This window comes from Acidobacteriota bacterium (genome assembly GCA_009861545.1).
Lineage (GTDB): Bacteria > Acidobacteriota > Vicinamibacteria > Vicinamibacterales > UBA8438 > WTFV01.
In genome coordinates, this window is the sequence record VXME01000044.1 from 1 (window position 1) to 23,943 (window position 23,943).

Below are 23,943 nucleotides of genomic sequence, written 5' to 3' on the forward strand. Positions count from 1 at the left end.
GAATCACCGCCGGCTGTCCGTTGCGGGAACCCTCGCCCCGCTTGAGCGACTCCCCTACCCGCACTTCCGCGATGTCCCGCACCCGGATCGGTCGCATCTCGCGGGTCGTGATGACCGTCGCGCCGATGCCCTCGGCGTCGTGCGCGCGGCCGGCCGCCCGGATCAGATACTCCTGCCCGCCGGAGCGGCGGAACCCGGCCGAGGTGTTGCGACTCGCGCGGCGCATCGCGTCCTCGACCGCGCGCAGGGCGACGCCGTAGTCGGCCAGCCGCTCCGGATCGACCAGTACCTCGAACTGCCGCCGCTCGCCGCCGATCACCGTCACCTGCGCTACGCCCGGCGTCGCCAGCACCCGTCGGCGGACCAGCGTCTCTGCCGTCGTGCGCAACTCCAGCGGGGTGTGCGCGGACGACTGCAGGGCGACGAACATGATCTCGCCCATGATCGACGACAGCGGGGCCATCACCGGCGGGGCGACGTCGTCCGGCAGCGTCCCGGCTACCGTGGCCAGCCGCTCGCTCACCGTCTGTCGCGCGCGGAGCACGTCGGCGCCCCAGTCGAAGTCGACCCAGACCACCGCGATGCCGACCGCGGTCGACGAACGCACCCTGCGCACGCCCGACGCGCCGTTCAGGGCCGCCTCGACGGGAAAGGTGACCAGTGCCTCCATGTCGGTCGGCGCCATCCCGTGCCCCTCGACCAGCACCGTCACCGTCGGCGCGGTCACGTCCGGCAGGACGTCGACCGGCATCCGCACCGCCACGTAGGAACCCCAGACGAGGAAGGCGGCCGCGACGGCGAGCACCGCCGGGCGGTTGTGCAACGACCAGCGAATCAGCGCATCGAGCAGCATGGGCCGGGCCTCGACTCGCAGCGCATCGAGTCTAGTAACGGCCGGAACTCTGCTTTCTTAAGATTCCCTGACGACTGACTGAATATTCCCTGACGAAGAGCCCGATTCACCGGGCGGTTCCCGCGCGCGCGATCCACCCCGCCTATCGCTTCGTATGTCAACGACCGAAACTCCCGTGTGGGATGAAGACCTACAGCACCGGGAAGACGAGAATCCTTGCGGTCGTGCTCTGCGTTCTGCTGCCCGCCGGCTGCGACAGCGACGGTTCGTCGCCCGTCGCGCCCTCGCCGCAGCCGCTCCCACCACCCGCGACAGCGGACGTGGCGGGAACCTGGACCGCGACCCTGACCGCCTCGACCGGCGACATCACGGGCGGCGGCTGTCTCGGAAACGTGGCGCGAGCTCTCGGGCTCAGCAAGACGTGGACCGCGGACCTCACGATAGAACAGAACGGCACGACCCTTACCTCCACCTCGGTCGACGTCGCGGACATCACGTGCAGCTTCGGCGGCTCGGTCTCGGGCAACACCGTGAACGCGACGGTGAACGGCTGCTCACCGGATCGATTGGACATCGGCGTGGTGGCAGGTTGCGGTTCCGACGCCTGGCATCTCGAATCCCTGTCGCTCACGGTGGCCGCGACCGTCTCCGGGACGGTCATCACCGGCGCCCCGACCGCGACGGCCACGGCGATCAGCGGCAGCAACTCCCACGCCGTGTCGGCGACGAGCACTCTCAGCATGTCCCGATGAAGGCACCGAGCGCTCTCCTGGCTCTGCTCGCGGCGGGGCCGCTGGCCTGCATCGAATCACCGGGGGCACCGACTCAGGAGCCGGCGCGGACTTCCCGACCGGCCGACCCGCGCTTCGACGACCGGTTCTGGCGGGAGCTGATCTTCAACGAGCACGACGCGCCGGGACAGGGCGATTTCGTGCGCGTGCTGTCCAATCCGAGTCCGAACGTCTATGTCCGCCTGGGGGGCGCCGGCGGGACGCGGCGCGTGGTCGCCGACGACCGGCTCGCACACATCCGCGAAGTCCTCCCCCTGCTGGCCGAGCAGATTACCGGCCGGCCCTACGACGGCCGCATCGAGAGCGGAATCGAAGAGCGCGGCGACCGGGAAGGCTGGATCACGGTCCGCTTCGTGACGCCGGAGGAGTACCCGGACATCGGCGCCAGTTGCGGGCTGGCCACTCCCGGCGCCGATCCCGGCAGCATCTGGTTCGCGCGCGGCAACGACGAGTGCTTTCGCAACGGGTACTTCCGCCGGCTGTTCGCCCACGAGCTCGGCCACGCCTTCGGGCTCTGGCACGTCGGTGACCGCGCGGCGATGATGTCGTCGGAGACCGGAAACGACATCGAGTGGTTCACGGAGCGCGAACGCTACCACGCGCAACTCGCCTACGAGGTCGGGCGCGGCGCGGCGTACTGCGGGTGGCCGTTCGGCTCCGCGTGCGCCGGCGGGACGTGAATCGGCAGGCAGGTCTTGACCTTCGGCACGGCCTGTGCCACGTTACTTCGTTCAGACTGCCGAATCAGCATGAGCCGCGTCTTGCCGCGGTCTCCAAGGAGGTTACAGATGAGTGCTCGACGGTCAGGTTGCTTCGTCATTCCCGTCCTGGCGCTGGTCGTCCCGCTGCTGGCGGCCGCGCCGACGGCCGGACAGTCCGGCGCGTCTTCCATGCCGGACGCCTACCGCACGGCCTGGGGGCACCCGGATCTGCAGGGCATCTGGAGCTCCTCCGGCGCCACGCCCATGGAGCGGCCGGCCGAGTTCGAGGGCCGCGCGACCCTGAGCGACGAGGAGGTGGCGGCGATTCGACAGGCGACCGAGGAGCGCAACCAGCAGCTTCTGCTCGCCAACGCCCGGCGCACCGCGGCCGGGGGCAACGTGGGCGCCTACAACAACTTCTGGATGGAGCGCGGGGCGCGGACGAACCGCACGTCGATGCTGGTGGACCCGCCGAGCGGCCGCTTTCCGCCGCTGACCCCGGAGGGACAGAAGGCGCGGATCGGCCAGCCGCGCGGCGACGACACGTGGGAGGACCGCCACATCTGGGAGCGCTGCGTGACCCGCGGGGGAATGCCCAATGCCATGTTCCCGCGTTCCTACAACAACAACATGCAGGTCTTCCAGACCCCGGACCACGTCGTGATGCTGCTCGAGCAGGTGCACGAGGTGCGCGTGGTGCCGCTCGACGGGCGCCCCCCGCTGGCGGACAACATCGGCCAATGGAACGGCGACGCGCGCGGGCACTGGGAAGGCGACACGCTGGTGGTGGTGACCACCAATCTCGACCACCGGGTCAGCGCGCTGCAGCCCTGGTCGGCGTTCAGCTCGCACGACGGCTCGGGTGAGGACATGATGCTGATCGAGCGCTTCACCCGCACCGGTCCCGAGACGCTGGAGTACGAGGTGGAGGTCCACGACCCGCAGATGTACACCCGGTCCTGGACCGTCGCGTATCCGTTCTCGCTGTCGCCGGACGTGATGTACGAGTACGCCTGCCACGAGGGCAACCTCGGGATGGAAGGCATCCTCTCGGGCGGCCGCGCGGACGACGCGGCGGAAGCGCGCCAGTAGACTGCGCCTCCACGGGGGATCGGCAGGCGGTCGGACCTGCCGATCCCCCGCTCCCGCGCTCCCTCTCCGACTGCCGCCCGGCGTTACCGCCGCGCAAAGCCCAGGTTACGGAAGGTCTGGCGGCCAAGGCCGCAACCGCGGTTGACGCGGGCCGCGGCGCAGTGCACCTTCGCACGCTCCAACCCACCGGCGCCGCCCAAGGCGAACGCAGGCTCGCGCCGGAAAGACCGACCGCTTCACACGGCGAGCCGAAGCGAGGAACCATCCGGCTCCAGAAAACCCGCGTCGGTCAGGGCGCGCATGACAATCTCGCACGTGTCCCTGTCGAGATCGAAGGTCTCCTGCACGTCCTCGACGGTCAACGCCAGCCCCGGAATCTCGCGGTAGATGGCGCGGAGCTGCCATGCGATCCAGCCTACGTCGCGATCAGGCAAGTCCTTGATGATGAGCAGGCGCGCCAGCCGGCGGAATTCGGTGAGTGCTTGCATCACGGCAGTGCATGAAGCAAGTTGCGTACCGATCAAGGCGAACGCACGAGCACCCCACTGCGGGCACCCGCGCACCGTCACCCCGCATTTCACGATGCGGCCGCCTGCTCCTCGAATCGTTCGTCGCCGGAATCGAGCACCAGCGGCTCCGGCTCCGAATCGACCAGGTAGGCAAACTCCTTCTCGAACTGCTCTCGCGATACGCCCACCGTCGCGGCCAGCTTGGCCAGCTCGTGCGGGTCGTCGAAGTCGTCGCGCCGCAGCCGGATCATGTACCGGTGCGCGATGCGGTAGCGGGTGGACTCGACGTCGACGAGCCGGACGCGGAAGCGCCCCTTGTCCCGATCGATGAGCCGCTCGAACGGGATCGGCACGAACTGGCCGGCATCCAGCGACATCAACGCCGCGTTGCCGCCCTGCAGCAGGTACTTGGCCGCGCAGTAGCCGAGGTCGCGGGTGTACTCCATGTCGGCCGGCACGGGGTCCGCGCAGCGCAGCTCGTAGCCGATGTTCTTGGCGACCGTCGTGATCTTGAGGCCGAATCCCGCCAGACGCGCCGCGACCTGGCTCTTGAGAATCTCGCCCAGGTTCACCTCTGCTATGCGGACGTTGTCGTGCTCGTCCCGCTCGACGTCGCCGAGCTGCTTCAGGTCCTCGGGATCTATCTTCAGCACGAGCCCTTCGGCCAGGACCGCGACGCCATCGCGGCGCCCGCCGGTCCAGCGCTTGATCATCGCGCCGGCCAGCGTATCGACGATCGTCCTCAGCCGCACCCGCTCGTGCGGGAACGCCTCGGGAATCAGCGTGAGCGTGGCGCCCGCGGCCTTGCCGATGCCGAGCGCCAGATGCCCCGCCTTGCGTCCCATCGTGACCAGGAAGTACCAGCGCGAGGTGGTCTTGGCGTCGACCATCAGGTTCTTGACGATCTCGACGCCGTGATGGCGCGCCGTCTGGAAGCCGAACGTCTCGACGTGCGACGGTAGATCGAGATCGTTGTCGATGGTCTTGGGCACGTGCACGACACGCAGCCGGCCGGCGCCGACACGCTCGAGTTGCATGGCCGAGTACGCGGTGTCGTCGCCGCCGATGGTGATGAGCTTCGACACGTTGAGCCGCAGCAGCGAGGTGACGACGTTCTCGAGCAACGTCGGATCGGTCGTCGGATTGGCCCGCGACGTGCCGATGACGGAACCGCCGCGGAAGTGAATCCGACTGACGGCGTCGATGGTCAACGGGGTCACGTGGTCGATGCGGCCGCGCATGATCGACTCGAAGCCGTCGCGAATGCCGACCACCTCGACATCCTCGAGACAGCAGCGGATGGTGGCCGCCCCGATGACGCTGTTGATTCCCGGCGCCGGGCCGCCGCCGACGAGGATCGCGACCTTCTTGTGGTGGCTCATCGGCTCTCCAACTCACTCGCAATCGGGCGACAGGCGGGTTATGGAGACCACATTCAGGCGGCGCTCGGTCTCGTCCTCGATGAGAAGTCCCTTGGCCCACACCTTGCGGCCGACGTGGCGGTCGACGCCGAACTCGTCGAGCGTTCCGATCAACCGGATCCGGTGCCCGCCGAGCACGGCGGTCGGCTCCGGCTCCGGCGGCAACCTGTCGGAGACCGGCTCCGGCTCGGTGGCGTACACCAGGTAGAAGGCGCCCCGCTCGTCCGCCTCCACGCAGGCGACCGTCGTCATGATCGCCATCGGCTGAGCGGCTCCGGCCGCGACGGAGAAGCCGACGGGCCCGGGCGCACCGGTTCCGGTGCCCAACGCCAGGACCGTGGCGGCAAGTGCCGCGGCCGACACACGACGGCACGCCGTCCCGCCGTCCGTCCACCAGACCCGGTTCATCGCGCGGCTCACGTCGGCCCCGTCACTCCGGCGCCGTAACGCCCGGCAGACGCTTGCGCCACCATGCGTTGCCGAAGTTCGTGAACGGCCCGCCGGCGACCGAAATCCGGGATTCCACCCGGTAGTTGACCGGGGAGACCAGCCGCGTCGTCATCCGCAGCCGGACCTCTTCCCCGTTCGCCTCGAAGGGGGCGGTTTCGTAGTGGATCGTGTAGAAGCCCCCGAGGTCGCCCCCGATCCGGCCGGCCCGCAGCATCCGGAATCCCCGGCTGTCGGTGTCGTGCCGCACGAACGCCCGCTGACCGGCCAGGTAGATGATGGTCGAATCCGTGGTGAAAGGCCCGTCCGGACCCTCGGCTTCGATCACGGCGGTGTAGTTCCGGCCGTCGGTGCCCCGCTCGAAGGTCTCCGAGCCCGTGATCAGGCCACCCGGCCCGAGCGGGCTGTCGGGCACGCGCCACTCGAAGGTCCAGACGCCGGGAAAGTAGGCGTCGTAGTCGAACGCCGGCACCTCGTCGCCCGCCTCGGTCGGCCGGCCGAGGTCCGGGATCTGGCCCTGCGGAAGCGCCGGCGGCGCCGGCGACCCGGAACGATCCGGCGGCTGCGGCCCGGCCGTTCCCGTTGCGGCCGGCGTCGCGGCTCCGGCGGACACCAGCAACAACGCGACACCGGCCGAGGCCGCGAGGTGGCGCGCCGCGCCGTACGCCGCACGACCGGCGCGCGTCTCCGGCACTGCAACCACCTCGCGTGCCGCGCCTGCGTCCAAGGTCATTCCTCCCACTGCAACCGCGTTACTCGTCGTCGTCCGTGGCCCGCCCGGGCTTGGTCAGATCCTGGCTTTCGACGGTGTACTCGGTGAACGCCTGGTACATCTCGTCCCAGCTCTGCTGCCCCCAGTAGACCTCGAGGTGCGGTCCCGGATTCCAGCGGTTGTTCAACGAGTTGTCGTAGACGCCGATGCCGGTGATCTTGCTGCCGGCCGGCAGGCGGAGCGGCTCGGCTAGCTCGTAGTGGATCTGCCAGTTGAAGTCGAATCGCGGCACGTCCAGCACCGTGACCTCGCTGCCGTCGGGGTAGGTCACGACCCACTTCAGGCTCTTGCCGCGCAGATGCATGTGCGGCGAGAGGCCGTACAGCGTGATCGGCTCGGTGATCGGCGTGATGCCGGTGATCTTCCAGTCGTCCTCGTAGGGCGGGATGTTCGGGATCTTCGCCCGGCGCACGGAGCCGTCGGCGTCCCGCGTCGGCTTTATCTCCTCGCCCTCGACGATGTAGATGTCGGTCCCGAAGGGATCGGTTGGAAACGCGTTCCCCGCCTGCCGGGTCAGCACTTCATGGGTCACCGCGACGGTGTTGAACCAGATGCCGAGCTTGCTCCGCTCGACCTCGGGCCTGCCGGTCGGGTTGTAGTGCATCGTCCAGCGGATCCACTTGCCGGCGGTCAGCCGCTTGCCGGTGCCGGGCCGGTGCCGCTCGACGCCCCGCCCGGGAACGTACGAAAGCAGCTTGCTGGTGCCGGGCAGGTTGACCTCGTTGAACACCGGCTGGGCCACGCGCCCCGACCCGTCCGCCGACTCCTCCGCCGCCGCCTGCGCGTTCGGATCGTCGACCAGCACGCCGTCGACCACCCGCTTCCCCGCCGGCAGGTCGACGACGTAGGCGCCCGAGTGGTGGACCACCGCGTAATTGCTCGGCTTCAGCTCCAGGACCTCCGCGAAGCGATCCTCGTCCCACGGGATTGCGGAGTAGAAGTCGATGTAGTCCTCCTCGCCCTCCGCGGCGATGGTGTACTCCACCGGCAGCTCGAAGACGTAGTCCGGTTCACCGCCCTCGTACGTCCAGCCTTCCGGAAAGTCCGGCAGCGCCGGCAGGTCGGCGGCGAGCCCACGCGGCGCGCCGCCGTCCACCCACGCGGCGATGGTGTCGATCTGCGCCTGATCGAGCCGCCGTTCGTTGCGGAACGCCAGGCTGTTGTCCGGGTCCGCGGGCCACGGCGGCATGGTGCGCGACACGACCAGGTCCTTGATCGACCGCGCCCACGGCCGGGACTCCGCGTACGACGTCAGCGACATCGGCGCGATGTTGCCGGGGCGGTGGCACGTCACGCAGTTGTCGAACAGGATGGGGGCGACGTCCTTCGTGAACGTCGGAACCTCCTCCACGCCGCCGCCGGCCAGAGCCGGGCCGGCCACCAGCAACACCGCAGCCGCCGCCGAGAGCGCCGCACCGATTGTCGCCCGTCGCATCATGGGTTGACCTCTTTCCGAATGCCGTTCGCGGTATCCACGCTACGCGCCGCGACGGCGCTACTGCAGCAGCTCGGCCTTCAACCAGGCGACGAGCGCCGGCTCCAGATCCGGATTCTTGTCGAACATGGGCAGCCCGTGCTCGGGGCCGTCGTAGATCTTCGCGGTGGATTGCGGATGGCCGGAGCCGTCGACCGCACCCTGCAGCGCGTCGGCCACCCCGGGCGTCACCGTATCGCCGGTCGCCGCCGCGGCGAACACCGCGAGATCGGACGACGACGCCATGTTGGCGACGGCGGCCTCGCTCGGCGGACCGGACAGGAGCATCAACGCCTCGACGTCGCGGCGGGCCGCGAGGTCCGCGGTCAGCATCGCGCCGCAGCTCGCTCCACCGGCTCCCACGCGCTCCGCGTCGACGCCCTCACGCCCGGCGAGATAGTCGAACGCGACGTCGACGTCACCCGGGGCCTGCTGCATGAAGGCCGGGAAGCCGATCTCGCGCAACGGCGGGCCGCCGCTGTCACCGAAGCCGCGCAGGTCCAGGGTCAGCACGTGAACGCCGGCATCGACGAGTTGCGACGCGATGCCGCTCCACGACTTCCGGTCCATGTTGCACTGGTGGACCAGCAGCATCGCCGGACCGGGCCGGCCGGGCGACATGTAGGTCGCCTTCAGGGTCGTGCCGTCCGCGCCGTCGAGATCGACGTCCTGCGACTGCGCCGCCGCCGGCGCCGCCATCGACAACGCCAGTACCGCCGCAAAGATGTATCGAATCGCTCGCATTGCTGCCTCCTGCCGGCCGCGGCGCATGCGCGGCTCTCGCTCTCGGTGGATCTTCAGTGAATCAGGTCTCGGCTACTGCGCCGGGGGCGCGTTCACCCTGTCGAACAGATCGAGCTTCTCCTTGCGCACTTCGCGCGTCGTCTTGATGTCGGATCCGAACTCCAGCCACTCGTCGGTCGCCGCCTCGTAGCGCGGCCAGGTCGCGAGCCCCTCGCCGTTCGGATCCCCCGTGCGCGCGAAGTTCGCCCAGTACCGCGTCATCGCGTGCGAGATCTCGTGATCCCAGTCCGTCCAGTCTATGCCCACGAGCCGGGTGTTGCCGAAGGCGTAGGCCAGGTCGCCCGAGTGGTACGCGCCGTAGCCGTCGGGCCCGTCCGGCATGTCAATGGCGGCGCGTTCGGGAACGTAGATCCGGAACACCGGCGGCGCCTGGCTGAAGAGGTAGAGGTAGGCGGCGTTGCCGGAAGCCTCCACCGCGCGGGCCCAGGTCCGCATCTCCCACACGAAGCTGCGATCGGCCTGAATCGCCTGCGCGCCCCACTTCGTCGATTTCTCGACATCCGGCGCGTAGGCGGCCTGCAACGCCTCGGCGTGCTCGCCGTACTGCTCGCGGAGCATCGCGTCCAGCTCCGCCCCGGTCCGCTCCGGCATGCTGGCGTAGAGCGTCGTACCCTCGTTCGCCAGGGCGCCGACGATGACCGGGACGTCGTTGTGCTCGCCCGCCGCGAAGACTTCCCGGGCAGGTCGCGGCATGAACCAGCCGTCGATGATGGCGCCCGACCCGATACGGGAGTCGAGCACCGCCTCGGCGTCCAGCGCTCGCAACGCCGTCAGCGCCTCGGCGTCATCCCCTTCGACGCCGAGCTCCGCCGCTGCCGCCAGTCCCGCCTCCTGCGCGGCCCCCAGGTCGGGTCGTCCGCCCCGGAAGCAGCCCCCGGAGTGGCCGATCGCCTTGTGGAACAGCCCGGCCGCCAGCGGCGACGCCATCAGGTAGCAGACGCTCCACGAGCCGGCCGACTGCCCGAAGATGGTGACGTTGCCCGGATCCCCTCCAAAGGCTGCGATGTTGTCGCGCACCCACTCCAGCGCCGCGACCTTGTCGAGCAGGCCGTAGTTGCCGGAAGCGGCGTGCGGCGACTCCGCGGTCAGCGCGGGGTGCGCCAGAAAGCCGAACGGCCCGAGGCGGTAGTTGATGGTGACCAGCACGACGTCCTGCTCGGCGAGCGCGGCGCCGTCGAAGATCTTCGCGCTGCCCCAGCCGCCGGTATGCCCGCCGCCGTGGAACCAGACCATCACCGGCCGCGCGTCGGTCGCCTGCTCCGCCGCGCTCCAGACGTTGAGGTACAGGCAGTCCTCGTCTCGGCCCAGATCGCCCCGAGTATAGATGGAGGATGCCGGCGTCAGCCGCTGCCAGCAGGCCGGCCCGAAGGTCGTGGCCGGCCGTGCGCCGTCCCACGCCGCCTTGGCCACCGGGGCGCGCCAGCGGTTGTCCCCCACCGGCGCCTCGGCGTAGGGCACGCCGCGGAACACGAGCACGCCGTCGTCGCCGGCGACGCGCTCCCCTTCGAGGGTTCCGAGGCTGGTCTCGACGATCGGCCCCAGCGTGTCGCCGGCCGGCTGATCCGCGTCGCCCGCCCCGCACGCCGAGACGACGAGCATGCCGCACAGAACGAGAGCGATCGGGTGCGTGCGCATCACTCTTCCACCTTCCCTGTGCCTTGTCCCCTGGTCGCCGCTACCTGGATTCCTCGCCGTCGGCCGCCGCCGCCTTGTCGAGGTTGCGCGCCACTTCCAGGATGTGCCGCGCGTCGTAGTTGCCCTCGTGGCAGGCGTACTCGTAGAGCGGCCCGTCCCGCTGCATCAGCGGATACTCGACGCTCCACGGCTGCACCCACGTGGTCGGATCGGTGACCGTGAACTCGTAGCGGATGTTCTCGTCGTCGACCCGCGTGAAGCGCTCGACGACGTGCAGTCCGGTGCTCGACCCGTTGAAGTGCACCTTGTCGTTGAAGTTGATGGACTCGACGACCAGGGTGTCGCCCTCCCACCGGCCGCGCGAATCACCGGACCACTCCCGCATGCTCCCCGGCAGGTGCGGACGGCCGTCGAGCGGAATGATGCGGGCGTCGTTCTCGCGCATCTCCTGCATGACGACCACGTAGTGCTCGGTCTGCAGGATCTGCATCAGGTCGTTGTAGGAGGGAGGCAGCATCGGCGGCCCCTCGTGGCGCCAGACCAGGCACCGCTCCTGCAGCGTCCGGGTCTCGTGGCTGTCGAACGACTGCGGCGAGATGTTGGTGGTCAGCCAGCGGCTCTCGGCGCGGCGCAGCGCTTCGCGCTCCCGGGCCGACGGGATCAGCGGCGGAATCCTGCCGTTCGGCGGATCCACGATCAACGACGTGCGCCGCATCGCGAGGCGCCGGGGCTGATTCTCGCGCAGCCAGATCGAGTTGTCGTAGTGGATGTTCTCCTGCGTCTGCTGCGTCCGCTCGAGCCGCTCCTCCTCGGTCGCCCCGGCAAGGTAGCTGCGCGCGCGCAGCGGGTCGACTCCCTCGGCGGTCAGGATCTCGTTCGCCGCGGCGAGCTCCTCTTCCGAGAGGAACGCTTGATCGCCCAGGCTTTCGGGCCGCTGCAACGGCGTGTAGGTCGAGCTCGTCCAGTAGCCCTGCAGGTCCGGGTGCCCCCAGGGAGTGCGGGGCGCGGACCCGTCGTCCGCCGACTGACCGGACACCGAAACCGGCGCCATCGTCATGGCCGCCACGACGACCGCGAACGCTACGCCGAACAAGATGTGCCTCTGCCTCATGACACCCTCCAGATGCGCTCAGGTGCGTTGATCATGGACCGGCCGGCCCGGACTTGCAACCGCCGGTCGCCAGGGTCGCCAGGCCGCACTCCGTCTCGGCGAACGCCGGTGCGCGAGTCATTCGATATCGAAATCGAAGGTCACGATGTCGCTGTCGCGATAGCCGAGCCGCCCGCACTGGAAGCGCAGCGTCCAGAAGCGCATCCGGAACGGGCCGGTGTACAGCCGCCAATAGAACGGCGCTTCGTGCTCGGTGGTATAGACAATCGTCGACCCCGCAGTGTCGCACGAGAGGTCGACGCGCGGCGCGACATGGAACAGCCCCCCGGACGGATAGCCGGCGGGTGTGGCGGCGACCGGCACCTCCGCCGGGGTCGGCCTCGATGCAATCACGCCGGCGGCGCCGGGCGTGCCCGGCTTCGCGGACGTTGCGGCGGCCGATCCAACGGGCGGCGCCCCCCCCTCCGTCACGATCAGCGCCCTTCCTTCCATGTGCGCCGGCACGGGCAGTCCCGCCAATGCGACCGCCGTGGGCGCGAGATCCAGCAGGCTGACCGGGGCGTTCGCTTCGAGAGCAGCGGCGATTGACGCCGGCCAGCGAGCACCGGCGGCAGGCGTCGACCCGCCCGCGCCGACCAGGAATACGACCGTCTCCTCCAGCAAATCGTCGTCCGCGAGCGCCGCGACGATCCGCTCGACCTGCGCCTCGACGTCGTCCCCCACAGCGAGGTTGAACAGCGCGAAGAACGGACGCGGGCCCGGACTGCGCGCGCCGCCGCAACCGAAGGAAACCGTGCAGGGCGACTCCCAGTCCTTTTCCCGGCCGCGCCAGTCGGCGTCGAGCCCGGCCGCGTCCCACGCACCGAGCAGACCGGGCTGCGCCAGATCCGCGGCAGGAACGGGAAGGGCGCGTGCGGCATCGTGCACGCCGCCATCGACATGGACGATGCGAACAGGGCTCGCGTGGCCGGACCTCGGATTCTGCAGATTGTGGCGCGGCGGCCCCGCGCGGCTGGTGTAGTAGCCGGCCCGGCGAAGCTGTTCCGGCAGCACGCTGACACCGGCCGGCGGCGGAGCGGCGAGTCGACCGGTCGCCGCGTCGATACCCAGCGCGGCCGGACTCACGCCGGTCAGCAGCGCGGTGCGCGCGGACGCAGGGTCGGACGCGACCGCGGCGGGCTCGATCGTCGTCGTGCGGGCCGTGTCGAAGCGTTCGAAGCCCGAGGCGCCGGCGAAGGTGGCCTCCTCGGCCGCATCCGCAACGATCCAGACGATATTGGGCCGCGACGCCGCACGCCGTACGTCGACGGCACGCGGCCGGTCGAGGGCGATCTCTCCAGCGCCGCCCGAACAGGCGGCCACAAGCAGAATCGCGACGCCGAGCAAGGCCGTGACGAAGACCGTCTTGCGCCACGCTCGGCGCTCGACACCGCCCCCCACCACGCGCTCCGACCGCATGCTGCGCATCATAACCGCTGGAGTCGACAACGCTTTCGCCACCGGGGCTCGTCGCTGGTATCATTAACGTATCCGATGGTCCTGAGCGCCGCCCCGCGGCGACCAGATTGTTTCGTGTACGGCCGGGAGACCACGTTCTCCCAGTGACTGAGTGCCTCGACACATGAAGAAGACGCATCCTGCAACGCACACCTTCCACTTCGTCGCCGTCGTCGTCGTCCTGGCCCTCGCGGCGGCGCCCGCGTTCGCGCAGAGCGGTGACGTCCCGCGCACCTGGGACGACCAGCCGGACCTGAACGGCATCTGGCAGACGATGAGCACGGCCAACTGGAACCTCGAGGATCATCCGGCCGGTCCCGGGCACCCCGACCTCGGCGCCATCGGGGCGATCCCGCCCGGGCAGGGCGTGGTGGTCGGGGGGGAGATCCCCTACCAGTCCGCGGCGCGGCAGCAACGCGACGAGAACTTCGCGAACCGCATGAGCGCCGATCCCGAGGCCAAGTGCTTCATGCCGGGCGTACCACGCGCCACCTACCTGCCGTATCCGTTCCAGATCATCCAGGGCGACAAGAAAATCCTGGTGATCTACGGGTTCACGGACGCGAACCGCACCATCCACATGGACAAGGAAAACCCCGAGCCGCCGCCGCTCGACAGTTGGATGGGGCGCTCGCACGGACGGTGGGAGGGCGACACGCTGATTGTCGACGCGGAGGGCTTCCTCGGCGAGGCATGGTTCGACCGCGCCGGCAACTTCGCCAGCAACCAGTTGCGGGTCCAGGAGCGCTACACGCCGCTCGGACCGAACGTGATCCGATACGAAGCCACGATCGAGGATCCCACGGTGTTCACCCGGCCGTGGGACATCAGCCTGCTGCTGTACCGCCGGCTGGAAGAGAATGCACGGGTGCTGGAATTCAAGTGCATCGAGTTCTCGGAGGATCTCCTGTACGGGCATCTGCGCAGGGAGCCGACCCGCTAGAGCGGTCGACAAGACAACGGAGGAATCGCGTCATGACAAACCAGTGGACACGCGTTGCGCTTGCGCTGCTCGCGGTGGGAGTGCTCGTCGGTGCGGCGCCGGCGGCGGCCCAGGTCGGCGCGGCGGAGGCCGACTACAACCACGTCAGCATCACCTCGTCCGCACCCCCGGAATCGGTGCGCTGGTACGCGGAGTACCTCGGCTGCGAGTTGGTTGCGGACCGCGACGACACGGCCGACTGTTTCGGCGTCGAGGTGACCTTCGTCCCGCAGCCGACCATGGGCAGCACGCAGGGAACCGGCGTCAACCACATCGGGTTCTCGTACGCCGACGTGACGGCGAAGATGGCCGAGCTCGAGGCGGTCGGCGTCCGCGGCTCGGGCGTGCGCCTGCAGCGTTTCGCGGGCGGCGCGACGTTGCGCGAGGCCCCGGGCGGCTACCTGCACGGCTACATCTTCGACCCGTGGGGCACCCGCATCGAGCTGCTGGAAGACCAGGAGAACGTCGGCTTCCACCACGTCCACCTGAGCGCGACCGAGCCGCAGGCGACCCTCGCCTGGTACGAGCAGATGTTCGGCGGTGAACAGGCCGTGCACGCGGACGTGGACGAAGGCGTGCGGTTCGACAGCGTCTGGCTGTTCGCTTCCGAGCACCCCGAGGGCACGCCGGCCACCACCCAGGGCCGCGCCGTCGACCACATCGGATTCGTCGTCGACGACATCGATGCCGCCGCCGCCGAGCTGCGTGCCGCCGGCGTCGAGTTCCAGGAAGAGCCCGTCGTGCCCGAGAACGGCCGCTCCGCGGCGCGGCGCGCCTTCATCTACGCGCCCGACAACGTCCGGCTGGCGCTGGTCGAGACCGGATTCGTGGGCGTGGACACGAGCAGCATGGCGGCGGTGTTCGTCGACGTGACCGAGCCCTACGACACGCCCCGCACGCCGTGGGGCGAGCCCGATCTGCAGGGCGTCTGGACCGGCAACGCCTCGCACGGCATCCCCCTCGAGCGGCCGGAGGACCTGGCCGACATCGAGAACCTGACGCCGGAGCAAGCCGCGGCGCGCCGCGAGCGCGGCACCCTCGGCAGCATCTGGGGCTACGAGCGGGAATGGCGCGACACGACCCTCGGGTACGACCGGAACGCGCCGTCCACGCAGGTCGCGATGATCATCGATCCGCCCGACGGCCGGATCCCGGCCCTGACCCCGGAGGGTGAGCGCCGCGCCGCCCAGCTCGCGGCCGACCGGGGCCGCTACACGAACAGCAACATCGCCGGCCCGGAAGAGGCGACGCCGTTCGTCCGCTGCATCACGCGCGGGCTGCCGTCGATGATGTTCCCCGGGGTCTACAACAACGGCCTGCAGATCTTCCAGGGTCCCGGCTTCGTGGCCATCCAGAAGGAGATGATCCACGAGACGCGGGTGGTTCCGACCAACGATCGGCCGAAGGACGGACCGCAACTCACCTCGTGGCTCGGCAGCGCGCAGGGCCGCTGGGAGGGCGATACGCTCGTGGTCGAGACGACCAACTTCAACGCCCAGGCTTCGTTCCGCGGATCGAGCCCCGACATGATCCTGACCGAGCGGTTCACGCGGATCAGCCCGACGCGGTTGGAGTACCAGTTCACGGTCGACGATAGCCAGGTCTGGAGCGCGCCCTTCACCGGCCGCTTCACGTACGATCTGGACGACGAGCAATACGAGCTGGTCGAGTACGCCTGCCACGAGGGCAACTACGGCATGACCAACATCCTGAGCGGCGCGCGGGCGCGCGACCGTGAGGCGGCGGAGGCGGGCAGCCGGTAGTCCGGCCGTCACGTGTTCGCGACCATTCGACAGCGAGGTAATCACCGATGCGGAACAGACTGGCACTGACCCTGGCGGGCATTGCGCTCGCCATCCTGGTGGCGGGTGGCTCGGCGCTCGCGCATCACGCGTTCTCGGCCGAGTTCGACGCGACGAAACCGGTCGCGCTACGGGGCACGATCACCAAGATGGAGTGGATCAACCCGCACGCCTGGCTGCACATCGACGTGACCAACGAGGACGGCACGGTCGACGCCTGGATGATCGAGGCCGGCCCGCCGGGAGCCCTCGTCCGCCGCGGCTGGCGCCGCGACTCGGTCACCCCCGGCATCGAGGTCCTCGTCGAGGGCTACCAGGCAATCGACGGCGCGTTCCGCGCCAACGGTCGGGACGTGACGTTCCCGGACGGGACGCGCCTGTTCGCCGGCTCGTCCGGCACCGGGGCCCCGCGCGACGGCCGGGACCCGACCGAGCCCGAATAGAATCTCGTTTTCTTACCGAAGCCCGCGGGGCCATCCGGCCTCGCGGGCTTTATTCTGTACGGCCATGCGCGCCGTCGGATCGCCTGAGTTGCGAGGTCCCACCGATAAAACCGAGCAGCGTGAACGAAGCGCTGGACGCCTCACCCGTACCCGCCTCGGAGTGGCCAGCCCTTGCATGGCGTGCTGGGGCCCGATCTGCTCGCACGCCTGCTGGACAAATCTCCGTGGTAAACCTGCGCCGATATCAGGTCATCGACTCGAAGGGATTGAGGAGGGCGAGGCCACAGCCCTCGAAGTCGCGCACGTTCCTCGTCGCCACCGGAAGCTGGTGCACCTGCGCAGTGGCGGCAATGAGCATGTCGGCCTGCGTGCGCGTCCGACCCGTCCGACGGAACTGGCCGCGCAGCGTGCCGGCGCGCCGGGCAACGGGCATCGTGACCGGGAAGATCTCGCATCGCTCCGCCAAGAACCGGTCGATCAACGACTCGATTCGCGCGTTCGGCTTCCAGGCCAAGCCGAACTGGATTTCCTCCACGGTTACGACGCTGAGTCCGAACGGAGAGAGAGCGCTTCCCGCCCAGTGCTCCACGGCGGGGTCCGGGCGCTGGCGACACAGCTCGGCCAGGACGTTCGTATCGAGGAGGATCACGAATCGTCTCCCTCCCACGCCTCTCGATCCCGTCGTTCGGGGAGCTCCAACTCGTACCGCTCTTCCAGGCAGGCCGACCGGACGTCGGAGAACGCGTCGGCGAGGGTCCGAGGCGACTGCCGCCCACGAACCGCCTCAATCGTCGCGAGCACGTCCGGACTCACGACGACCGCCACGAGCCGGTCACGCCGGTAGATCTTCTGCGGTGCGTCGCCGGATCGACGGACGACCTCAGAGAACTGCTGTTTCGCTTCGGCGATGCGCCACATGTCCATAATGGACAGAATAAATGGACATGGCGGTGCAATTCAAGTAACTGAATGAGTACGGGTTGGATGGTGATCTTCAGTTCGAAGAAATCGCACGGTTCTCAGCGGTTCGCGTCCTCCAGCCGGGCCGTCCGCAGCATCCCCACAATCGAGTAGTTGCCCTCATGGCAGGCGAACTCGTAGATCGGCTGGTCGCGCCGCTGCAGCGGCACCTCCGCGGTCCACGACGATGCCCAGGTTTCGGGATCGGTCAGCGTCACCCGGTACGCCAGCGTGTCCGGCCCGCTACGGGTAAACCGTTCCACCAGGTGCAGGCCCTCGGCGGCGCCGCGGTAGTGGCTCTTGGGCGAGAAGTTGGTCGTCTCCACGACGAGCGTGTCGCCCTCCCAGCGGCCGCGGGAGTCGCCGTTCCACTGGCGGATGCCTTCCGGCGCGTGCGGCTGGTCGCCGATGGGAATGATCCGCGCGTCGTGGAACGCCTCGCTGATGAACGCGAAGTGCGTCGGCGTCTGGACGATCTGGTAGAAGGTGTACGGCCCGGCGCCGAAGTTTCCGCCCAGCCGCGGCACGCCCGTCGTGATGCAGCGGTGGATGCTGTTGAGATCGTCCGGCCCGGTCTTGAACTCCCAGCCGCGGTCGACCGCAGCCACGCGACCGCGGGCGGCCGGGGTGAGCGCCGGTATCCGGCCGTCCGGCGGATCGACGATCAGCGACGTCCGGTCGCTGAACGTGACGTCGACCATGCCGATCGAGCTGCTCGTCGACCACGCGATATAGGTCTCGACGTTCTGCAGCGCCGCGCGAAACGCGCTCTCGGGCGTCGCGAACGCACTGCGACCGTTCTGGAAGATGCGCTCGGCGCGCGCCGCCAGCGTCGCGACCTCCTCCCGGGTCAGGTGCGAGCGATCGGCCAGCTCGGGCAGCCGTTCGAGCGGCGTGGCGACATTGTTGAGCCAGACCCCCTGCAGGTCGGGACGGCCCTCGGGCGTGCGCGGCAACTCCCAGGAGTCCGCGCCCTGTCCGAGCGCCGGCGGCGCCAGCCAGGCCGCGAACGCCAGCACCAGCAACGAGATCCCGAAATGTCGAGACTGCATGATGGTCACCTCCCGTCGGGCAGCGGCTCACCGGACCGGCGTCCCGGCATACCCGACTCCCGCTGCCGGACACCCGCTCCGTGCATCTTCCCGCACTTGGCGCTTCCGCGCAACGCGGCGCCGGCCGGGGCGTCAGCCGGGCGGATCCCGCGCGGCTCGCGCGATTCGCGGCCTGCACCGGCGCCATCGAGAATCACGGCCATATCGTCTCGCGCAGCCGGTTGCGGGTGCAGGGATCTCCCGATAAGATAGTTGGCTGAGATCGACTGTCCTGATCCGCACGCCACCGGCGGCAACGCGGAACGGGCAACGGTTCTGGAAACGTGGCCGCGTGCGGAAAGGGGCAAAGATGGCGAAAGAAACCACCCGTCGAGAGGTTCTCAAGGGCAGCCTGGCGATGGCGGGGCTCGGCGTGATCGGCATGCCCGAATGGGCGTTCCCTGCACTCGCGCAGGGCGAGACGCTGATGCAGTTCACCGACGTCTCGGACGACGTCCAGTGGATCCGCGATGCCGAGAGGCGGATCATCGACGTCCGGCAGATCGACGGCCCGTTCACGCCGAACGACCAGTTCTTCACGACGCAGCACTACGGCCACCCCGGCGTGGACGTGGACGCGTACCGCCTGCGCGTCTCCGGTCTGGTCGACACCGCGCTGGAGCTGTCGATGGACGACCTGCGCGCCATGCCGAGCCGCGACCTGATCTTCGGCTTCGAGTGCTCCGGCAACCGCGGCCCGCTGAACGGCCTGTCGAGCAACGGGCGCTGGACCGGCGTCTCGCTGCGCACCGTGCTGCAGCGGGCGGGCGTGCAGGACGCCGCACGCGAGTTCGTCTTCTTCGGCGCCGACCGCGGCGAGGAGGAGGTGCTCTGGCGCGGCCGGACCTTCAACGTCGAGCAGCAGTACGGTCGGAGCCTCGAGCGGGATCAGGCGCTGTCGGACGAACCGCTCCTCGCCTACGCGCTGAACGGCGAGCCGCTCTCCGAGCACCAGGGCCGTCCGTTGCGGCTGCTGGTCCCCGGCTGGTACGGCGCGCCGAACGTCAAGTGGGTGGCCGAAATCAACGTGCAGAAGGACCAGTACCTCGGCCGATGGCAGGCCCGCTCGTACCGGACGCTGCAGGGCCAGATGATCAACGGCGAGATGAAGTGGGTCGAGACCGCCATCTCGACGATGAATCTGAAGTCGTACATCGCCCGCGTGACCGCGGTCGGCGGCGCCCACAACATCTTCGGCGTCGTGCTCAACGACGGCACGCCGATCGAGCGGGTCGAGGTGAAGATCGACGACGGCGAGTGGCAGGCGGCGACTCTCGACCCGGAGACGATGCGCGAGAAGTACGGCTGGAAATTCTTCAACTACCGCTGGGAGGGCGCCACCCCCGGCGAGCACACGGTCATCTCGCGCGCGACCGACGCCAACGGCAACGTCCAGCCGACGGCGGAGGAGCTCGGGGACAAGGTGACGTTCCTGGAGGCCCACGAGCAGTTCCCGCGCAACGTCATCATCGCGTAGTCGGCGGACGACGCCGGCTGGGAGTTTGCGCCGCAGAGTTCGAACGAGCAAATTCCCAACGCGACTTTACTGTCGCGCAGCCGCACTTCGAAGCCGGGTGGGCCTCGCGCCCCCCGGCTTTCTTCTTGTGAGAGCGAGCGCGGGTCGCGGCGCAGGCTCCGCGTTGCGCGGTCTGGCATGTTCGATCCGCCGACCATTGCGGCAATCGTCACCACCTTCCTGCTTGCGGGCGCAGTCAAGGGCGTGATCGGCCTGGGCCTGCCCACGGTGAGTCTCGGCCTGCTGGCGGCCGTGCTCGACCTGCCGACCGCGATGGCCCTGCTGCTCGTCCCCTCCCTCGCCACCAATGTGTGGCAGGCCCTGGCCGGCGGCCACGCCGGCGCGGTCCTCGCCCGCATCTGGCCCTTCCTGAGCGCGGCGGCGGTCACCGTGCCGCTCGGCGCGGAAGCGCTGACGGCAGTGAATCCGGCGCTACTCGCCGCGCTGCTCGGCCTGCTGCTGGTGATCTACGCCCTGGTGAACATCGCCGGCGTGCGGATCGCCTTGTCGGCGCGGCAGGCGACGTGGGCAGGTCCGCCGATCGGCGCCGTGAACGGGATCCTGACCGGCATGACCGGGTCGTTCGTCGTTCCCGGGGTCATGTTCCTGCAGGCGATCGGCCTGCCGCGCGACATGCTCGTACAGGCCATGGGCATGCTCTTCGCGGTCTCGACCGCAGCGCTGGCCCTGGCGCTGCAGGACAACGACCTGCTGAGCGTCTCGCTCGGCGCCTGGTCCGCGGCGGCGCTCGGGCCGGCGGCGATTGGCATGGTGCTCGGCCAACGCCTCCGGCGGCGACTCTCCGAGCGGCGCTTCCGGCAGATCTTCTTCGTCGCCCTGCTGGTCCTGGGGATGGGCATCACGGCCAGGTCGCTGCAGGACGCCGGAAGGATGGACGCCGCCGGCGCCGAAACGCGAAGCCTGCGAGGCGTCTCGGGGCGCTCGCCCGACAATCTCCGCCTACGGCTCCGATTGCCGCCCAACCAGCCTGACTAGGAGTCTACGCCGTTCTACGGCGCAGACTCCTAGGCGACGGTGGCGCCGCCGCAACTCGACCCGGCCCCGGCCGTGCAGCCGAAGCAGTGACGGTCGACGACGATCGACCGCGATTCGAGCGCGTCCAGATCGAAGTCCGCGATGTGCCGCGGGACGCCCGGCTCGACCGGCATGTCCAGCATCTGGTTGAAGTCGCAGTCGTAGAGCACGCCGTCCCACCCGACGGACAGCGTGTTGCGGCACATCACCCCGCGCGCGGCGGCCGGGTTGTAGCTCGTGACCAGCCGCTCCATGTAGCGCTCGAGGTTGGCGGAGTCGACCAGCCATTCCAGAAAGCGGCTGATCGGCATGTTGGTGATAGTGTGCAGTGCATTGAACCGGATGCCGTACAGCCGGTCGAGCTCGCGCTTCCACTCCCGCTCCAACGACGCCTGCCCGGCCGGCAGGTACGCCCCGACCGGGTTCGTCACCAGGACCAGGCGCAACCCCGACGACTCGTCGCCGTAGCCGAGCGCGTTCAGCTTCTTCAGGCCGGCAATCGACTTGTCGAACACGCCGTCTCCCCGCTGCCTGTCGGTGTTGAGCCGACGGTAGTGCGGCAGCGAGCAGACCACCTCGACCCGGTGCTCGGCGAGAAATCCGGCGAGATCCGCCTGCGACGGCAGACCGAGCACGGTGAGGTTGCAGCGGTCGATCACGTGACGGCCGAGGCCCGCGCACTGCTCGACGAGCCAGCGGAAGCGGGGGTTGAGCTCCGGGGCGCCGCCGGTGACGTCGACCGTCGGGATCGCGGTGCGCTCCAGCACCTCGACACACTGGGCCATCGTTTCGCGGCTCATGATCTCCCGGCGGTCCGGTCCGGCGTCGACGTGGCAGTGCGCGCAGGTCTGGTTGCAGAGCTTGCCGACGTTGATCTGCAGGATCTCGATGCCGGTCGGCCGCAGGGGATGCAAACCGATCTCGTCGAGAGCCTCCGGGAACTCGCGCGCCAGCGGGAGGCGGTGCAGCGCCGCCAACTGCTCGCGGGACGAAGCCAGCGGAAGCTGCCGTGAAACGAGCGAGGGAAGCGTGCTAGCCATGGCCCTTCACCAACCTGACCCCGTCGAGCCCGCCACCCCGCGGGGCGTCCGCGGACAGGCTCGCCAACGCGGTGCGCCAGCGCCTCACATGCCGACCCGCTCGGCGTGGTTGCGCATCTGCACCCCGTGGACGAGCGAGGCGCCGCCGCGGATGGCCGACGCCACGTGCACGGCCTCGGTCATCTGATCCAGGTCGGCGCCCTTCTCCAGCGCGTCGGTGCTGTAGGCGTCGATGCAGTACGGACACTGCACGGCGTGCGCGACCGCCAGGGCGATCAACGACTTCTCCCGCGCCGACAGCGCCCCGTCCTCGAATACGGCGTTGTACCAGGCGAAGAACTTCTCCGCCAGCTCCGGACGGTTCTTGCCGACGTGAGCGAAGTGCTCGAGGTCCTTCGGGTGGTAATACGTGTCGTGCATGACGGCTACCTATCGAAGCGCCCGCTCCTCGGCGCAGTGACCGGCCAGGATCCCCTCCATGCCGTAGTCTCCTCGCGGCGCGCGTACTCGAGGATCGGACCGCCAGCGGCGTGCCCGCGGTCCGATCCCACCGAAGCTACTGGTCGCCCGCCACATTCACACGAATGCGATACAGGCCGGTCCGGGCCGTCATGTAGAGCGTCCGCCGGTCGGCATCGCCCCACGCCACGTTGGCCGGGACCTCGTTCGGCTTGATCGTCCCGAGGTGCAGGCCGTCGGGCCGGATGACCCACACCCCGCCGGGACCGGTTGCCCAGAGGTTGCCCAGCTCGTCGATCTTCAGTCCGTCGGCGGAACCACTCTCCTCGGAGTCGCTGGCGTCGAGCAGCAGCTCGCCCTCTCCCAACGTGCCGTCCTCGGCCAGGGTGTACACGAACCACTGCCGGGTGCTGCTGTCCGCGACGTACAGGCGCGACTCGTCCGGCGAGAAGGCGATGCCGTTGGGTCCGGGCAGCTCGCTCAGGCGTGCGAGCTCGCCGTCGGGGCTCAGCCTGTAGATCCCGTTGACGTCCTGCGCCCGGTCCTCGGGACTCGGCAGTCCATACGCGGGATCGGTGAAATAAAGCGCGCCGTTCGAATGGTAGTCGAGATCGTTGGGGCTGTTCAGCCGCCCGCCCTCGTAGCTGTCGACCACCACGCTCCGCGTCCCGTCGGCCGACATGCGCGAGATCCGGCCGTTGAAATGCTCCGTGAAGACGATGTCGCCTTCCGGATCGACGATGATGCCGTTCGAGCCGACCAGGCGCCCCTCCTCGTGCTCGCCCTCGTAGACGGGGGCGAGGAAGTCGCTCACCGTGCCGTCCGGCTCCCACCTGACGATGCGGTTGCCGGGAATGTCGCTGAACAGCAGGAAGCCGCCGTCCCGATCGACCCAGGCGGGTCCCTCGGTAAAGCCGAACCCCTCGGCCAGATGCTCGATCACCGCGTCGGGCGGGACGAGCCGATCGAAGGATGGATCCAGACGCTCGATCGTGCCGGCGCTCGGCTCCGGCTCCGGCTCGGGGGCCGGCTCCGGCTCCGGAGCTGCACCGCATCCCACCATCAAGAAAACTGCAAGCAATGCCCACCTGCGCATGACGTGTCGCCTCCTGGGAATCATCCGTTTGCGTGTCTCTCTCCACAGCGTAGCACGCAGGGCGGCAGCGGACCGGCTTCGGCTGTGCGGCCTCCGCCGTTCCTCAACGACCAACCGCCACATCCTCCGTCGCTGACAGGTCCTGACAGCGGCAACCGTCAGTCTCGACTCCATCAGCCCGGTGGCCAATTCCGGTCATCGAGGCGATCAGGAGGTTTGGCCATGCTGAGACGGATTGTGATGCTCGGACTCGTAGGCGTGTTGGCGCTGCCCGGACTCGCCGCAGCGCAGTCGCAGCGGTCGATGATGCGCACTCTGAGTGGGGTCGGACTGATGGCGGGCGGCGTTGCCATCGCGTTCTGGGAACAGGATTGTCGAGTCGCAGGCGCCCTGAGCGAGGACCCGGCCGTAT

General features: G+C 69.2%; 24 protein-coding genes. 8 read left to right on the plus strand and 16 right to left on the minus strand.

Annotated features, from left to right (window positions below; translation table 11 throughout):
- Positions 1-853 (minus strand): efflux RND transporter permease subunit (locus tag F4X11_07050; GenBank protein ID MYN64770.1); only part of this gene is annotated, 853 nt, incomplete at its 3' end.
- A gap of 182 nt (positions 854-1,035) precedes the next feature.
- Here F4X11_07050 and F4X11_07055 point away from each other — a divergent pair.
- The 3 genes from F4X11_07055 (at position 1,036) to F4X11_07065 (ending at position 3,437) form a co-directional block, all read left to right on the plus strand.
- Positions 1,036-1,605 carry a hypothetical protein gene (locus F4X11_07055; protein ID MYN64771.1) on the plus strand — a complete coding sequence of 190 codons (570 nt, stop codon included), beginning with the start codon at positions 1,036-1,038 and terminating at the stop codon, positions 1,603-1,605.
- Positions 1,602-2,324, plus strand: coding sequence for a hypothetical protein (locus F4X11_07060; GenBank protein ID MYN64772.1), 723 nt, complete (start codon positions 1,602-1,604; stop codon positions 2,322-2,324). Before F4X11_07055 ends, F4X11_07060 begins: the two co-directional genes overlap by 4 nt.
- A 108-nt stretch (positions 2,325-2,432) precedes the next feature.
- Positions 2,433-3,437, plus strand: coding sequence for a hypothetical protein (locus F4X11_07065; protein MYN64773.1), 1,005 nt, complete (start codon positions 2,433-2,435; stop codon positions 3,435-3,437).
- Positions 3,438-3,673: 236 nt separating this feature from the next.
- Here F4X11_07065 and F4X11_07070 read toward each other — a convergent pair whose 3' ends face one another.
- From F4X11_07070 to F4X11_07110, 9 genes are all read right to left on the minus strand, one after another.
- The gene (locus F4X11_07070) at positions 3,674-4,018 is read right to left on the minus strand and encodes a hypothetical protein (protein ID MYN64774.1); all 345 of its coding nucleotides are present in this window, start codon (positions 4,016-4,018) and stop codon (positions 3,674-3,676) included.
- Positions 4,015-5,328 (minus strand): 6-phosphofructokinase, encoded by a 1,314-nt coding sequence (locus F4X11_07075; GenBank protein ID MYN64775.1) that lies wholly within the window; start codon positions 5,326-5,328, stop codon positions 4,015-4,017. The genes F4X11_07070 and F4X11_07075 overlap by 4 nt, the downstream gene beginning before the upstream one ends.
- 12 nt (positions 5,329-5,340) lie before the next feature.
- A complete protein-coding gene (locus F4X11_07080) occupies positions 5,341-5,775 on the minus strand; it encodes a hypothetical protein (protein ID MYN64776.1) in 435 nt (144 codons plus the stop codon).
- A 22-nt stretch (positions 5,776-5,797) separates the two neighbouring features.
- Entirely contained in the window at positions 5,798-6,547 is a 750-nt protein-coding gene (locus F4X11_07085) for a hypothetical protein (protein ID MYN64777.1), read from the minus strand.
- Between the two features lie 19 nt (positions 6,548-6,566).
- A complete protein-coding gene (locus F4X11_07090) occupies positions 6,567-8,024 on the minus strand; it encodes a cytochrome c (GenBank protein MYN64778.1) in 1,458 nt (485 codons plus the stop codon).
- A gap of 57 nt (positions 8,025-8,081) precedes the next feature.
- The gene (locus F4X11_07095) at positions 8,082-8,831 is read right to left on the minus strand and encodes an alpha/beta fold hydrolase (protein ID MYN64779.1); all 750 of its coding nucleotides are present in this window, start codon (positions 8,829-8,831) and stop codon (positions 8,082-8,084) included.
- A gap of 45 nt (positions 8,832-8,876) precedes the next feature.
- Positions 8,877-10,499, minus strand: a complete 1,623-nt coding sequence (locus tag F4X11_07100; GenBank protein MYN64780.1) for a carboxylesterase family protein — start codon at positions 10,497-10,499, stop codon at positions 8,877-8,879.
- A 40-nt stretch (positions 10,500-10,539) separates the two neighbouring features.
- Positions 10,540-11,610: a hypothetical protein gene (locus tag F4X11_07105; protein ID MYN64781.1), complete on the minus strand. Its 1,071-nt coding sequence runs from the start codon at positions 11,608-11,610 to the stop codon at positions 10,540-10,542.
- A gap of 117 nt (positions 11,611-11,727) precedes the next feature.
- The gene (locus F4X11_07110) at positions 11,728-13,068 is read right to left on the minus strand and encodes a hypothetical protein (protein MYN64782.1); all 1,341 of its coding nucleotides are present in this window, start codon (positions 13,066-13,068) and stop codon (positions 11,728-11,730) included.
- A 220-nt stretch (positions 13,069-13,288) separates the two neighbouring features.
- Here F4X11_07110 and F4X11_07115 point away from each other — a divergent pair, with 220 nt between their 5' ends.
- From F4X11_07115 to F4X11_07125, 3 genes are read left to right on the plus strand one after another with little or no spacing between them, the layout of a single operon-like run.
- Positions 13,289-14,050: a hypothetical protein gene (locus F4X11_07115; GenBank protein MYN64783.1), complete on the plus strand. Its 762-nt coding sequence runs from the start codon at positions 13,289-13,291 to the stop codon at positions 14,048-14,050.
- 32 nt (positions 14,051-14,082) lie between these two features.
- A complete protein-coding gene (locus tag F4X11_07120; protein MYN64784.1) occupies positions 14,083-15,852 on the plus strand; it encodes a VOC family protein in 1,770 nt (589 codons plus the stop codon).
- Between the two features lie 47 nt (positions 15,853-15,899).
- The gene (locus F4X11_07125) at positions 15,900-16,334 is read left to right on the plus strand and encodes a hypothetical protein (protein MYN64785.1); all 435 of its coding nucleotides are present in this window, start codon (positions 15,900-15,902) and stop codon (positions 16,332-16,334) included.
- A gap of 244 nt (positions 16,335-16,578) precedes the next feature.
- Here the strand turns inward: F4X11_07125 and F4X11_07130 are convergent, their stop codons facing one another.
- The 3 genes from F4X11_07130 to F4X11_07140 all read right to left on the minus strand — a co-directional run bounded on the left by F4X11_07130 (position 16,579) and on the right by F4X11_07140 (position 18,346).
- Positions 16,579-16,983 carry a type II toxin-antitoxin system VapC family toxin gene (locus tag F4X11_07130; protein MYN64786.1) on the minus strand — a complete coding sequence of 135 codons (405 nt, stop codon included), beginning with the start codon at positions 16,981-16,983 and terminating at the stop codon, positions 16,579-16,581.
- Positions 16,980-17,258: a type II toxin-antitoxin system Phd/YefM family antitoxin gene (locus F4X11_07135; GenBank protein MYN64787.1), complete on the minus strand. Its 279-nt coding sequence runs from the start codon at positions 17,256-17,258 to the stop codon at positions 16,980-16,982. The genes F4X11_07130 and F4X11_07135 overlap by 4 nt, the downstream gene beginning before the upstream one ends.
- 95 nt (positions 17,259-17,353) lie before the next feature.
- Complete coding sequence (locus tag F4X11_07140) at positions 17,354-18,346, minus strand: hypothetical protein (protein MYN64788.1); 993 nt, start codon at positions 18,344-18,346, stop codon at positions 17,354-17,356.
- Between the two features lie 349 nt (positions 18,347-18,695).
- Here F4X11_07140 and F4X11_07145 point away from each other — a divergent pair, with 349 nt between their 5' ends.
- Both F4X11_07145 and F4X11_07150 read left to right on the plus strand, forming a co-directional pair.
- Positions 18,696-19,862 carry a molybdopterin-dependent oxidoreductase gene (locus F4X11_07145; GenBank protein ID MYN64789.1) on the plus strand — a complete coding sequence of 389 codons (1,167 nt, stop codon included), beginning with the start codon at positions 18,696-18,698 and terminating at the stop codon, positions 19,860-19,862.
- Between the two features lie 177 nt (positions 19,863-20,039).
- Positions 20,040-20,897: a sulfite exporter TauE/SafE family protein gene (locus tag F4X11_07150; protein ID MYN64790.1), complete on the plus strand. Its 858-nt coding sequence runs from the start codon at positions 20,040-20,042 to the stop codon at positions 20,895-20,897.
- 29 nt (positions 20,898-20,926) lie between these two features.
- Here the strand turns inward: F4X11_07150 and F4X11_07155 are convergent, their stop codons facing one another.
- The 3 genes from F4X11_07155 to F4X11_07165 form a co-directional block, all read right to left on the minus strand.
- Positions 20,927-21,976, minus strand: coding sequence for a radical SAM/Cys-rich domain protein (locus F4X11_07155; GenBank protein MYN64791.1), 1,050 nt, complete (start codon positions 21,974-21,976; stop codon positions 20,927-20,929).
- 84 nt (positions 21,977-22,060) lie between these two features.
- Positions 22,061-22,396, minus strand: coding sequence for a 4-carboxymuconolactone decarboxylase (locus tag F4X11_07160; protein MYN64792.1), 336 nt, complete (start codon positions 22,394-22,396; stop codon positions 22,061-22,063).
- 136 nt (positions 22,397-22,532) lie between these two features.
- Entirely contained in the window at positions 22,533-23,720 is a 1,188-nt protein-coding gene (locus F4X11_07165; GenBank protein MYN64793.1) for an SMP-30/gluconolactonase/LRE family protein, read from the minus strand.
- Positions 23,721-23,943: the final 223 nt, after the last annotated feature.

What these genes read in the sequence shown, in the direction of transcription:
- F4X11_07055 (MYN64771.1), top strand. Translation starts at nt 1,036, where the DNA reads ATGAAGACCTACAGCACCGGGAAGACGAGAATCCTTGCGGTCGTGCTC.
- F4X11_07060 (MYN64772.1), top strand. Translation starts at nt 1,602, where the DNA reads ATGAAGGCACCGAGCGCTCTCCTGGCTCTGCTCGCGGCGGGGCCGCTG.
- F4X11_07065 (MYN64773.1), top strand. Translation starts at nt 2,433, where the DNA reads ATGAGTGCTCGACGGTCAGGTTGCTTCGTCATTCCCGTCCTGGCGCTG.
- F4X11_07075 (MYN64775.1), bottom strand. Translation starts at nt 5,328, where the DNA reads ATGAGCCACCACAAGAAGGTCGCGATCCTCGTCGGCGGCGGCCCGGCG.
- F4X11_07080 (MYN64776.1), bottom strand. Translation starts at nt 5,775, where the DNA reads ATGAACCGGGTCTGGTGGACGGACGGCGGGACGGCGTGCCGTCGTGTG.
- F4X11_07085 (MYN64777.1), bottom strand. Translation starts at nt 6,547, where the DNA reads ATGACCTTGGACGCAGGCGCGGCACGCGAGGTGGTTGCAGTGCCGGAG.
- F4X11_07090 (MYN64778.1), bottom strand. Translation starts at nt 8,024, where the DNA reads ATGATGCGACGGGCGACAATCGGTGCGGCGCTCTCGGCGGCGGCTGCG.
- F4X11_07095 (MYN64779.1), bottom strand. Translation starts at nt 8,831, where the DNA reads ATGCGCCGCGGCCGGCAGGAGGCAGCAATGCGAGCGATTCGATACATC.
- F4X11_07100 (MYN64780.1), bottom strand. Translation starts at nt 10,499, where the DNA reads ATGCGCACGCACCCGATCGCTCTCGTTCTGTGCGGCATGCTCGTCGTC.
- F4X11_07105 (MYN64781.1), bottom strand. Translation starts at nt 11,610, where the DNA reads ATGAGGCAGAGGCACATCTTGTTCGGCGTAGCGTTCGCGGTCGTCGTG.
- F4X11_07110 (MYN64782.1), bottom strand. Translation starts at nt 13,068, where the DNA reads ATGCGGTCGGAGCGCGTGGTGGGGGGCGGTGTCGAGCGCCGAGCGTGG.
- F4X11_07120 (MYN64784.1), top strand. Translation starts at nt 14,083, where the DNA reads ATGACAAACCAGTGGACACGCGTTGCGCTTGCGCTGCTCGCGGTGGGA.
- F4X11_07125 (MYN64785.1), top strand. Translation starts at nt 15,900, where the DNA reads ATGCGGAACAGACTGGCACTGACCCTGGCGGGCATTGCGCTCGCCATC.
- F4X11_07135 (MYN64787.1), bottom strand. Translation starts at nt 17,258, where the DNA reads ATGGACATGTGGCGCATCGCCGAAGCGAAACAGCAGTTCTCTGAGGTC.
- F4X11_07140 (MYN64788.1), bottom strand. Translation starts at nt 18,346, where the DNA reads ATGCAGTCTCGACATTTCGGGATCTCGTTGCTGGTGCTGGCGTTCGCG.
- F4X11_07145 (MYN64789.1), top strand. Translation starts at nt 18,696, where the DNA reads ATGGCGAAAGAAACCACCCGTCGAGAGGTTCTCAAGGGCAGCCTGGCG.
- F4X11_07150 (MYN64790.1), top strand. Translation starts at nt 20,040, where the DNA reads ATGTTCGATCCGCCGACCATTGCGGCAATCGTCACCACCTTCCTGCTT.
- F4X11_07155 (MYN64791.1), bottom strand. Translation starts at nt 21,976, where the DNA reads ATGGCTAGCACGCTTCCCTCGCTCGTTTCACGGCAGCTTCCGCTGGCT.
- F4X11_07160 (MYN64792.1), bottom strand. Translation starts at nt 22,396, where the DNA reads ATGCACGACACGTATTACCACCCGAAGGACCTCGAGCACTTCGCTCAC.